At 71.4% G+C, this 11,644-nt stretch carries 10 protein-coding genes; 7 read left to right on the forward strand and 3 right to left on the reverse strand.

Annotation, left to right across the window (positions count from 1 at the left end; all coding sequences use genetic code 11):
• Positions 1–20 precede the first annotated feature (20 nt).
• The 5 genes from sucB (at position 21) to ACFYXK_RS01935 (ending at position 7,513) form a co-directional block, all read left to right on the forward strand.
• Positions 21–1,784, forward strand: coding sequence for a 2-oxoglutarate dehydrogenase, E2 component, dihydrolipoamide succinyltransferase (gene sucB / locus ACFYXK_RS01915; protein WP_389409365.1), 1,764 nt, complete (start codon positions 21–23; stop codon positions 1,782–1,784).
• A 116-nt stretch (positions 1,785–1,900) separates the two neighbouring features.
• Complete coding sequence (locus ACFYXK_RS01920) at positions 1,901–3,259, forward strand: hypothetical protein (protein WP_389409366.1); 1,359 nt, start codon at positions 1,901–1,903, stop codon at positions 3,257–3,259.
• Positions 3,260–3,345: 86 nt separating this feature from the next.
• Entirely contained in the window at positions 3,346–3,969 is a 624-nt protein-coding gene (locus ACFYXK_RS01925) for a GntR family transcriptional regulator (protein ID WP_030291700.1), read from the forward strand.
• A 221-nt stretch (positions 3,970–4,190) separates the two neighbouring features.
• A complete protein-coding gene (gene aceE / locus ACFYXK_RS01930; protein WP_389409367.1) occupies positions 4,191–6,872 on the forward strand; it encodes a pyruvate dehydrogenase (acetyl-transferring), homodimeric type in 2,682 nt (893 codons plus the stop codon).
• 122 nt (positions 6,873–6,994) lie between these two features.
• Entirely contained in the window at positions 6,995–7,513 is a 519-nt protein-coding gene (locus tag ACFYXK_RS01935) for a DUF4240 domain-containing protein (protein ID WP_389409368.1), read from the forward strand.
• Positions 7,514–7,522: 9 nt separating this feature from the next.
• Here the strand turns inward: ACFYXK_RS01935 and ACFYXK_RS01940 are convergent, their stop codons facing one another.
• On the reverse strand, positions 7,523–8,293 hold the full coding sequence (locus ACFYXK_RS01940; RefSeq protein WP_389409369.1) for an SDR family NAD(P)-dependent oxidoreductase: 771 nt from the start codon (positions 8,291–8,293) through the stop codon (positions 7,523–7,525).
• A gap of 87 nt (positions 8,294–8,380) precedes the next feature.
• Here ACFYXK_RS01940 and ACFYXK_RS01945 point away from each other — a divergent pair, with 87 nt between their 5' ends.
• A complete protein-coding gene (locus ACFYXK_RS01945; protein WP_383507893.1) occupies positions 8,381–9,064 on the forward strand; it encodes a TetR family transcriptional regulator in 684 nt (227 codons plus the stop codon).
• Here ACFYXK_RS01945 and ACFYXK_RS01950 read toward each other — a convergent pair.
• A complete protein-coding gene (locus ACFYXK_RS01950; RefSeq protein ID WP_389409370.1) occupies positions 9,036–9,353 on the reverse strand; it encodes a MazG-like family protein in 318 nt (105 codons plus the stop codon). The genes ACFYXK_RS01945 and ACFYXK_RS01950 overlap by 29 nt on opposite strands.
• 105 nt (positions 9,354–9,458) lie before the next feature.
• The gene (gene glnA, locus ACFYXK_RS01955) at positions 9,459–10,868 is read right to left on the reverse strand and encodes a type I glutamate--ammonia ligase (RefSeq protein ID WP_389409371.1); all 1,410 of its coding nucleotides are present in this window, start codon (positions 10,866–10,868) and stop codon (positions 9,459–9,461) included.
• A 184-nt stretch (positions 10,869–11,052) separates the two neighbouring features.
• Here glnA and ACFYXK_RS01960 point away from each other — a divergent pair, with 184 nt between their 5' ends.
• Complete coding sequence (locus ACFYXK_RS01960; RefSeq protein ID WP_389409372.1) at positions 11,053–11,520, forward strand: RDD family protein; 468 nt, start codon at positions 11,053–11,055, stop codon at positions 11,518–11,520.
• Positions 11,521–11,644 lie beyond the last annotated feature (124 nt).

Below are 11,644 nucleotides of genomic sequence, written 5' to 3' on the forward strand. Positions count from 1 at the left end.
CGTAAGGAGCAACTGAAACCATGTCGGTTTCCGTAACCCTTCCGGCGCTCGGCGAGAGCGTCACCGAGGGAACTGTCACCCGCTGGCTGAAGGCCGAGGGCGAGCGCGTCGAGGCCGACGAGCCGCTGCTCGAGGTCTCGACCGACAAGGTCGACACCGAGATCCCGTCGCCCGTCTCCGGCATCCTGGCGTCCATCAAGGTCGCCGAGGACGAGACCGTCGAGGTCGGCGCCGAGCTGGCCGTCATCGACGACGGCTCCGGCGCGCCGGCCCCGGCCGAGGCCGAGACGGTCGTCGCCGAGGTTCCGGCGGCCGCTCCGGCTCCGGTCGCCGAGGCCCCCGCGGCCCCGGCCCCGGTCGCCGAGGCCCCGGCCGCCGCTGCCCCCGCCGCCTCCGGCACGGACGTCGTCCTCCCCGCCCTGGGCGAGAGCGTCACCGAGGGCACCGTCACCCGCTGGCTGAAGCAGGTCGGCGAGTCCGTCGAGGCCGACGAGCCGCTGCTCGAGGTCTCCACGGACAAGGTCGACACCGAGATCCCCGCGCCGGTCTCCGGCACGCTGCTCGAGATCCGGATCAACGAGGACGAGACCGCCGAGGTCGGCACCGTCCTGGCCGTCATCGGCGCCGCCGGTGCCGCTCCGGCCGCCGCTCCGGCCCCGGTCGCCGCCGCCCCGGCTCCGGTCGCCGCTGCCCCGGTCGCCGCTCCGGCCCCGGTCGCCGCTGCCCCGGCCGCCGCCGCCCCGGCTCCGGTCGCCGCCGCTCCGGCCCCCGTTGCCGCTCCGGTCGCCGCTCCGGCTCCGGTCGCCGCTCCCGCTCCGGTCGCCCCCGCCGCCCCCGCCGCTCCGGTCTCCGCCGGTGACGAGGGCGCGTACGTGACCCCGCTGGTGCGCAAGCTCGCCTCCGAGTCCGGCGTCAACCTGGCCTCGGTCTCGGGCACCGGCGTCGGTGGCCGTATCCGCAAGCAGGACGTCCTGGCCGCCGCCGAGGCCGCCAAGGCCGCCGCTGCCGCCCCGGCTCCGGCCGCCGCTCCCGCCGCCAAGGCCCCGGCCGCCGCGGTCTCCGAGCTGCGCGGCCAGACCGTCAAGATGACCCGCATGCGCAAGGTCATCGGCGACAACATGATGAAGGCGCTGCACTCGCAGGCTCAGCTCAGCTCCGTGGTCGAGGTGGACATCACCAAGATCATGAAGCTGCGCGAGCAGGCCAAGGCGTCCTTCCTGGCCCGCGAGGGCGTCAAGCTCTCGCCGATGCCGTTCTTCGTCAAGGCCGCCGCCCAGGCGCTGAAGGCCCACGCGGTCGTCAACGCCCGGATCAACGACGACGAGGGCACCATCACCTACTTCGACTCGGAGAACATCGGCATCGCCGTCGACTCCGAGAAGGGCCTGATGACCCCGGTCATCAAGGGTGCCGGTGACCTCAACCTGGCGGGCATCTCCAAGGCGACCGCCGACCTGGCCGCCAAGGTCCGCGGGAACAAGATCACGCCGGACGAGCTGTCGGGCGCGACCTTCACCATCAGCAACACCGGCTCGCGCGGTGCGCTGTTCGACACGGTGATCGTGCCCCCGAACCAGGTCGCCATCCTGGGCATCGGTGCCACGGTCAAGCGCCCGATGGTCATCGAGACCCCCGAGGGCACCGTCATCGGCGTCCGCGACATGACGTACCTGACCCTGTCCTACGACCACCGCCTGGTGGACGGCGCGGACGCGGCCCGGTACCTCTCGGCCGTCAAGGCGATCCTCGAGGCCGGCGAGTTCGAGGTCGAGCTCGGCCTCTGAGGCTGACGCCCCATCGGCAAACGCCACGCACGGCGCCCCCGCCCGGAACCACTTCGGGCGGGGGCGCCGTCGTCATACCCTGGTGGGTCCATGTGTGACATCTCGGGGGGCGTCGTATGGCACGGGCACGGGCACAGGTGACGGATCTTGTCGTGGTGCTGCCGGGCATCATGGGCAGTCGGCTGGCGGACGCCGACGGCACGGCCGTCTGGGACCTGTCGGGCGCCGCCCTCTTACGCGGCCTGCAGACCTTCGGCCGCTCCGTGACGGCCCTGCGCCTCCCGAAGGACATCGGCGACGGGGACCCGGGCGACGGCGTCGTCCCCGTGGGGCTGATGCCCGATCTGCACGCCCTCCCCGGCATCTGGCACCCGGTGGACGGATACACGGACCTGCTGCGCTGGCTGGAGCGGCACTTCACCCTGTCCGTGGCGGACAACCTCCTCACGTTCCCGTACGACTGGCGGCTGTCCTGCCGCTTCAACGCGGAGCGGCTCAAGGGCCGCATCGACCTGGAGCTGGAGCGCTGGCGGGCCTCGGCCCCCGAGCGCCGCGACGCCCGGGTGGTCTTCCTCTGCCACTCGCTGGGCGGGCTGGTCGCCCGGCACTACGTGGAGCGCCTCGGCGGCCACGAGGTCACCCGCCGCCTGATCACCCTGGGCACCCCGCACCAGGGCTCGGTGCGAGCCCTGGCCGACCTCGTCAACGGCAGCCGCCTGGCGGGCCCGGACCTCGGCGCGTTCGCCCGCAGCCTGCCGTCCCTGCACCAGCTGGCCCCCGACTACCCGTGCGTGACGGGGCCGCAGGGCCTCGCGTACGCCCGCGACCTGCCGGGCCTGCCGGGCGTGGACGCGGCCCTGCTGGCGGACGCGGCCCGCTTCCACGCGGACCTGCGCAGCGCCCCGCCGCGGGCCGAACTGCACGCGATCGCCGGCATCGGCCAGCCCACGCCGGCCATCGCCTCGTACGCGGACGACCGCCTGACGCTCCGGCCGCAGCCGGGCGCCGCCGGGTCCGGCGACGGCACGGTCCCGCTCCTCGCGACCCTCCCGGCGGACGCGCCCGGCGAGGGCTGCCCGGTGACCGAGTCCTTCACCCCGTACGAGCAGCACGGCTCCCTGCACCACAACCGGGGCGTCCGGGACGCCCTGCGGGACCTCCTGGGCCACACGCCCCCGGCCCCCCGGCCGGAGCACCCCGCCGCGGCCCGCCTGGGCGTGCGGGCACCGGCCGTGCTGGCGGCCGGAGACCCGTACGAGGTCACGGTCACGGCCCCCGAAGCGCAGCTGCGGCTCACGGCGGAACTGCGCCCTGCGGACGGCGGCCGGCCGACGGCCCGCGCCCTGCACCCTCTGGGCGACGGCCGCTACGCCGCCGCGTTCCCGCCGCCGGACCCGGGCGCGTACCGCCTGACGGTGGGCCGGGTCACGGCTTTGGGCGTCGTCCTTGTTACCAGCCTCACCCAACGGCCCTGACCAGGAACGCATCCCAGCGGGCTACTGCGCCGTATTGTCTACGCATCGAAGTGATGCGTGCCCCCACAGGAGATGAAGCCCGGATGATCACCCCACCCGTCGTGCACTCGCTGCGCGAGCAGATCCGCGAGCACATCGTGGAGGGGATCGTCAGCGGGCGCTGGAAGCCCGGCGAGCGGATCGTCGAGCGGCGGATCGCCGTCGAGCTCGAGGTCAGCCAGACACCCGTGCGCGAGGCGCTGCGCGAGCTGGAGACGCTGCGGCTGATCGAGTCGGCGCCGAACAAGGGCGTGCGCGTACGGAACCTGTCGGCGGCCGACCTGGAGGAGATCTACCCGGTCCGGGCCGGCCTGGAGCAGATCGCGGCCGAGCTGGCCGCGCCCCGGCTGGCGGCCGACTGCTCGGCGCTGGAGCCGCACGTGGCGGCCCTGTGGGAGGCCGACCGGACCGAGGACGGGACCGCGCAGGTGCGCCACACCGTCGGGTTCCACCGGGAGCTGGTGCGGGCGGCCGGGAACAGCGTGCTGCTGCACACCTGGGAGAGCCTGGGCATCGAGGTCTTCACGGCCCTGTCCATCCGCTGGCTCGGAACCGTCCAGAAGTCGTACGCCGAGGAGCACGCGGCCCTCGTGGAGGCGTTCCGCAATCAGGATCCGGACATCGGTGTGCTGGTGAAGCGGCATGTTCTGGGGTGCGCACCCCGCGCCTGACGGGTCGATCTGTCCCGATTCGCCCGGCACCGGGTGCCTGATTTCATGGCACCGGGTGCCGACTTTTGGCCGGATGGCCATTTCAACGTCACATTCGTTTGATCGATCATCGATCAGCGATTTACAGTCGTCGACGGACCCCACCCGGGCCCATCGACCCTGTCCTGCCCGTCAGGGATTTCTTCACCACCTCTCCTTTGTCCGGAAGGCGGCGCACACCGATGTCCGACCCCGTAGGAAAGCTTCCGAGCGAGCTCGACCAGCTCCCGGACCGCGACACCGAGGAGACCGCCGAATGGGCGGCCTCCCTCGACGCCGTCGCCAAGGCCGCCGGTACGCGCCGCGCCGAATACCTGCTCCGCCGCACCCTCCAGCACGCCGAGGCCGCCGGCCTCGCCCTGCCGAAGCTGCTGGAGACGGACTACGTCAACACCATCCCCACCTCCGCCGAGCCCGAGTTCCCGGGTGACGAGGAGATGGAAGCCAAGATCACCGCGTGGAACCGCTGGAACGCGGCCGCCATGGTGACCCGCGGCTCCAAGTACGGCGTCGGCGGCCACATCGCCACCTTCGCCTCGGCGGCCTGGCTCTACGAGACCGGCTTCCAGCACTTCTTCCGCGGGAAGGAGGCCGACGGATCGGGCGACCAGCTCTACATCCAGGGCCACGCCTCCCCCGGCATCTACGCCCGCGCCTTCCTCGACGGGCGCATCTCCGAGCAGCAGCTCGACAACTTCCGCCAGGAGTCCGGCGGCAACGGCCTGCCGTCCTACCCGCACCCGCGGCGCCTGCCGTGGCTGTGGGAGTTCCCGACGGTGTCCATGGGCCTCGGCCCGCTCTCCGCGATCTACCAGGCGCGCTTCAACCGCTACCTGCAGAACCGCAGCATCAAGGACACCGCCAACTCGCACGTCTGGGCCTTCCTCGGCGACGGCGAGATGGACGAGCCCGAGTCGACCGCCGCCCTGGCCCTCGCCTCCCGCGAGCAGCTCGACAACCTGACCTTCGTCATCAACTGCAACCTGCAGCGCCTCGACGGTCCGGTTCGCGCCAACTTCCGCGTGGTCCAGGAGCTGGAGGCCCAGTTCCGCGGCGCCGGCTGGAACGTCATCAAGTCGCTGTGGGGCTCCGCCTGGGACGAGCTGTTCCAGCTCGACACCACGGGCGCCCTGGTACGCCGCCTGCGCGAGGTACCGGACGCGCAGTTCCAGACGTACGCGACCCGCGACGTGGCCTACATCCGCCAGCACTTCTTCGGCGCCAACGCCGAGCTCGTCGCCCTGGGCGGCCTGCTCTCCGACGCGAAGATCGCCGAGTGCTTCCACAGCTCCCGCGGCGGCCACGAGCCCCGCAAGGTCTACGCCGCGTACAAGGCCGCCCTGGAGCACAAGGGCGCGCCGACGGTCATCCTCGCGCAGACCGTCAAGGGCTACACGCTGGGCGCCGGGTTCGAGTCGAAGAACGCGAACCACCAGATGAAGAAGCTGACGACCGACGAGTTCAAGGACATGCGTGACCTCCTTGGCCTCCCGATCCCGGACAGCGCCTTCGTCGACGGCAAGGTCCCGTACGGCCACCCGGGCGCGAACAGCCCCGAGGTGCAGTACCTGAACGAGCGCCGCGCGGCCCTCGGCGGCCCGGCCCCGGCCCGCAAGGTCCACCACGTGGCCCTGCCGGCTCCGGCCGAGCGTTCCTTCGCCCCGCTGCTCAAGGGCTCCGGCAAGCAGGAGATGGCCACCACCATGGCCTTCGTCCGGCTCGTCAAGGACCTGATGCGGGACAAGGAGACCGGCAAGCGCTGGGTTCCGATCGTCCCGGACGAGGCCCGTACCTTCGGCATGGAGTCCCTCTTCCCGTCGGCCGGCATCTACTCGCCGCTGGGCCAGACGTACGAGCCGGTCGACCGCGACCAGCTCATGTACTACAAGGAAGCCAAGGACGGCCAGATCCTCAACGAGGGGATCACCGAGGCCGGCGCCATGGCCGACTTCATCGCCGCCTGCACGTCGTACGCCACGCACGGCGAGCCGATGATCCCGTTCTACATCTTCTACTCGATGTTCGGCTGGCAGCGCACCGCCGACCAGATGTGGCAGCTCGCCGACCAGCTCGGCAAGGGCTTCATCGTCGGCGCCACCGCCGGCCGCACCACGCTGACCGGTGAGGGCCTCCAGCACGCGGACGGCCACTCGCACCTGATCGCGTCCACGAACCCGGCGTCGCTCAACTACGACCCGGCCTTCGCGTACGAGATCGCGGTGATCGTCAAGGACGGTCTGCGCCGCATGTACGGCGAGAAGCCCGAGGACGTCTTCTACTACCTCACGGTCTACAACGAGCCGAAGGTGCAGCCGGCCATGCCGGCGGGCGTGGAGGAAGGCATCCTGCGCGGCCTCTACCGCTTCAACGAGGCCTCCTCGCTGGAGTCCGCCCCGGCCGCCGACGCCCCGAAGATCCAGCTGATGGCCTCGGGTACGGCGATCCACTGGGCGCTGGAGGCGCAGCAGCTGCTCGCCGCCGACTGGAACGTGGCCGCCGACGTCTGGTCCGCCACCTCCTGGGGCGAGCTGCGGCGCGACGCGCTGGAGTGCGACGAGGCGCTGCTGCGCGGCGAGGTGCGCACCCCGTACGTCACCCGCGCGCTCGAGGGTGTCACCAGCCCGGTCCTCGCGGTGTCCGACTGGATGCGCCAGGTCCCGGACCAGATCAGCCAGTGGGTGGAGCAGGACTGGACCTCGCTCGGCACGGACGGCTTCGGCCTGTCCGACACCCGCGAGGGCGCCCGCCGCCACTTCGGTGTCGACGCGCAGTCGATCGTGGTGGCCGCGCTGGCCCAGCTCGCCCGCCGCGGCGAGGTGCCGGCGTCCGCCATCAAGGAGGCGCGCGAGCGCTACGGCCTGTAGGACACGGGCACGGCAAGAGCCAAAGGCCGGTGTCCGGCCCCCGCGATCGGGGGGTCGGACACCGGCCTTTGGCCGTATGAGCGGTGGCGGCGAGGGGGCGCACCCGTGATGCTGGAGCGGTGATGGACGAGACGGAGTTCTGGGAGATCGTCGACCGTACCCGCGAGGCCGCCGAGGGCGACCCCGAGGAGCACGCCGAGCTGCTCGTGGAGCGGCTGGCGCAGCTCGATCCGGACTCCGTCCTGGACTTCGCCCGGCACTTCGAGTCCCGGTACAACCGGGCGTACACGTGGGACCTGTGGGGCGCGGCCTGGGTGCTGCTCGACGGGGCGAGCGACGACGCGTTCGACTACTTCCGGTGCTGGCTGATCGGCCAGGGCCGGGAGGTCTTCGAGGGCGCGGTGCACGACCCCGACGCGCTCGCGGAGCTCATGGAGGAGTTCGACGAGGACATCGACGGGGACGGTGAGGAGCTCGGGTACGCGGCCGACGAGGCGTACGAGCAGCTGACCGGGGCGGTGGCGCCGGACTTGGGAATTCCGCTCCAACCGGCCGAGCCGGAGGGCACCCCGCTGGACTTCGAGAACGAAGCCGTGCTCGCGGAGCGCTTCCCCCGGCTGTGGGACCGCTTCAGAAGCTGACCCGGCGACCTAGTAGTGGGTACCGCCGTCGATGCGGATCTCCGTGCCGGTGATGAAGGCGCCGTCCTCGGAGCCCAGCATGGCGACGACGCCGGCGACGGTCTGCGGGCCGGCGAAGCCCTGGCCGATGGCCGGGGCCAGCTTCGTGAACAGGCTCCAGTCGGTGTCCTCGGGCAGGCCGGGGCCGTTGCCCGTGGTCATGCCGCTCTCGATGGAGCCGGGCGCGACGGCGACGAAGCGCAGGCCCTGCTTGCTGTACTCGGCGGCCAGCGCGTGGGTCATGGACTGGATGCCGCCCTTGCTGGCCGCGTACGCGGACATGTAGGGGTGGGCGAAGGACGCCGAGGTGGAGCTGAAGTTCACGACGACCGGGTGGTCGCCCTCCAGCAGCGCCGGGAGCGCCTCGCGGATCACCAGGAAGGTACCGGTGAGGTTGACCGCGATGACCTTGTTCCAGAACTCGAGCGTGGTCTGGTGGGTGTGCGCGGAGCGCAGGATGCCCGCGGCGTTGACCAGTACGTCGAGCCCGCCGAGCGTCTGGACGGCGGCGGCGATGCCGGCCTGCACGGCGGCCTCGTCGGATATGTCGAGGGCGGCGGTGGTGAGCCGGTCGGCCCGCCCGTCGGCGGCGGCCTGCTCCGCAGTGCGCCCCAGCCCCTCTTCGTTGACGTCCACGGTGTGGACGCGGCCGCCCTCGGCGAGGATGCGGTGGACGGTGGCCTGGCCGATGCCGGAGCCGCCGCCGGTGATGAGGACGCGACGTCCTTCGTAACGGTTCATGGGGGCGAGCGTACCGAGCCGGTGACACGTTTTGCCAGAGTGTCAAAGCATGCAATCCGTCTCACCCCCGGGAGGTAGGCTTCACCCGTGAGATCCCCTCGTCCGTACTCTCCCCAGGCCGGCCCCGGAGCCCAGTCGCTGACCGAGCGCCGCAAGGCCGCCACCCAGCTCGACATCGCCCGCGCGGCCTGCGAACTCTTCGCCGAGCACGGCCCCGACGGCACCACCGCCGAGGACATCGCGCACCGCGCCGGCGTGGCACTGCGCACGTTCTACCGGTACTTCCGCAACAAGCAGGAGGCCGTGGCCCCGCTGCTCGCCGGCGGCGGCGACGCCTGGCGCGCGCTGCTCGCCGAGGAGGACCCCGGCACCCCGCTCGACGAGGCCCTGGAACGCGCGGTGACCCGCTCGCTCAGCGACTCCCGGACGGTCGAGGAGGGCCTCCAGGTGACCCGCGGCCTGCTCCGCGCGGCCCAGGCCGACGAAGCGCTGCGCGCGGTCTGGTACCGGGTGAACCAGGACTCCGAGGAGCGCCTGGTCCCGGTGATCGCCCGGCTGGCCGGCGAGGACGCCGACCCCCTGGGCGTCCGCCTCCTCGCAGCGGCCGCCACGGACGCCATCCGCATCGCCCTGGAGCTGTGGTCGACCACGGAAGCCCCGGTCGCGGGCCCCGGCTCCCCGCCGGAACTGGCGGTCCGCTGCCTGCGCGAACTGACGGGCGGCATGCCCCTGCTGCGCGGGGTCAGAGGAAGCGCCGGGACTTCTCCCTGAGGTGCTCGGCGAAGTAGGCGGGGGCATCGGGCCGCATCCGGGCGAGGGCCACCATCGCGGTCACGATGACGTCGGCGACCTCGGCCTCCACGTCGCTCCACGTGTGCGAGGTCCCCTTGCGCGGGTTGGTCCCCTTGGCCCCGATGACGGCCTGCGCGGCCTCCCCGAATTCCTCGCCGATCTTCAGGATCTGCAGCGTCACGCTCTCCTCGTGCGCCATCCCCCGCTCCCGGTCGTGCACGTCGAACCGCGCAGCCAGCTCACCCACGGTCTTCCACGGATCATCCATGCCCCGAACCTAGCGGGAAACCGGCGAAGCCCCGCCCCTCTCCAAGGAGAAGGACGGGGCTTCGCACAACCGGAGCATCAGCCGATCACCGATCGGCACCGCGGCTTAGATGTCGAAGTAGAGCTCGAACTCGTGCGGGTGCGGGCGCTGGGCGATCGGGGCGATCTCGTGCGTGCGCTTGTAGTCGATCCAGGTCTCGATCAGGTCCGGGGTGAAGACACCGCCGGCCAGGAGGTACTCGTGGTCGTCCTCCAGGGCCTTGAGGACGTCCTCGAGGCTGGTCGGGACCTGCGGGACGCTCGCGTGCTCGTCGGGGGAGAGCTCGTAGAGGTCCTTGTCGATCGGCTCCATCGGCTCGATCTTGTTCTTCACACCGTCGAGGCCGGCCAGCAGGAGGGCCGCGAACGCCAGGTACGGGTTCGAGGACGGGTCCGGCGCGCGGAACTCGACGCGCTTGGCCTTCGGGTTCGAGCCCGTGATCGGGATGCGCATCGCGGCGGAGCGGTTGCGCTGCGAGTACACCATGTTGACCGGCGCCTCGAAGCCCGGGACCAGGCGGTGGTACGAGTTCACCGTCGGGTTGGTGAAGGCCAGCAGCGACGGGGCGTGCTTGAGGATGCCGCCGATGTAGTAGCGGGCGGTGTCCGACAGGCCCGCGTAGCCGGCCTCGTCGTAGAACAGCGGGTCGCCGTTCGCCCACAGCGACTGGTGGACGTGCATGCCCGAGCCGTTGTCACCGAAGATCGGCTTCGGCATGAAGGTCGCGGTCTTGCCGTTGCGCCAGGCGACGTTCTTCACGATGTACTTGAAGAGCATCAGGTCGTCGGCCGCGGCCAGCAGCGTGTTGAACTTGTAGTTGATCTCGGCCTGGCCGCCGGTGCCGACCTCGTGGTGCTGGCGCTCGACCTGGAGGCCCTGGGCGTCCAGCTCGAGGGAGATCTCGGCGCGCAGGTCGGCGAAGTGGTCGACCGGGGCTACGGGGAAGTAACCACCCTTGTAGCGGACCTTGTAGCCGCGGTTGTTCTCCTCGGAGCCGGTGTTCCAGGCGCCGGCCTCGGAGTCGATGTGGTAGAAGCCCTCGTTCGCGGAGGTCGCGAAGCGCACGCTGTCGAACACGTAGAACTCGGCCTCGGGGCCGAAGTACGCGGTGTCGGCGATGCCGGTGGAGGCGAGGTACGCCTCGGCCTTCTTCGCGATGTTGCGCGGGTCGCGGCTGTAGGCCTCACCCGTGATCGGGTCGTGGATGAAGAAGTTGATGTTGAGCGTCTTGTCCTTGCGGAACGGGTCCAGGCGCGCGGTGGTGATGTCGGCGCGCAGCGCCATGTCGGACTCGTGGATCGCCTGGAAGCCGCGGATCGAGGAGCCGTCGAAGGCCAGCTCCTCCGCCGGGTCGAATGCCCGAGCCGGGATGGTGAAGTGCTGCATCACACCAGGCAGGTCGCAGAAGCGGACGTCGACGAACTTGACGTCGTTCTCCTCGATGTACTGCTTCACTTCGTCGGCGTTCTGGAACATCCAACTCCTCCTACTCCCGGCCCCGGGGCAGGGCGGGCTTTATAGCTCGTGGTGCGTCAGTGCGGTGCCGCACGCTGACCAGACCATAAGCAGGCGGGATTTCTCAAGCATGACCCATTTGTTTCGCTCAAGTTAACCAGGGTCCCGTCGGAACACCGTCGGACACCACCGGTACCGTGGTCGGGTGGACAACAGACAGGCAATCGGATCCTGGCTCTCCGGCCCCCGCGCGGCCGCCGAGGACATGGGCGTCGACTTCGGCTACCCGGGCCAGCGGCTCGGCCTGCCCCAGCAGGGGTCCGGCTCGGCGGCCCGGTTCGGCCGCCGCCTCGGCGGGGTCGCCATCGACTGGGTCGGCTGCCAGGTGATCGCATACGGGCTGATCACGGGCGGCAACGCGGCCGCCACGGGCAACTGGACACTGGCGCTCTTCGTGGTGCTGAGCATCCTCACCGTCGGCACCGTGGGATTCACCCCCGGGAAGCGGCTCGTGGGCCTGCGTGTCGTCGCTGAGGGCGGCGGCCGCCTCGGCATCGGCCGGGTCGTACTGCGCACCCTGCTGCTCGCCCTCGTCATCCCGGCGCTGGTCTGGGACCGCGACGGGCGCGGCCTGCACGACCGTCTCGCCCGCGCCGTCCAGGTCCGCATCTGACCGAAAGGCACGCAGAACGAGGGGCGGCCCCCCCCCCCGGGGGCGGGGGGGGCCCCCCGGGGGGGGGGGAAAAAACCAGGGGGGGGGCGCGGCCGGATCGCGCGCCCCGCCCCCGCCGGGGCCG

It is taken from the genome of Streptomyces sp. NPDC002209, from assembly GCF_042890265.1.
GTDB lineage: Bacteria > Actinomycetota > Actinomycetes > Streptomycetales > Streptomycetaceae > Streptomyces.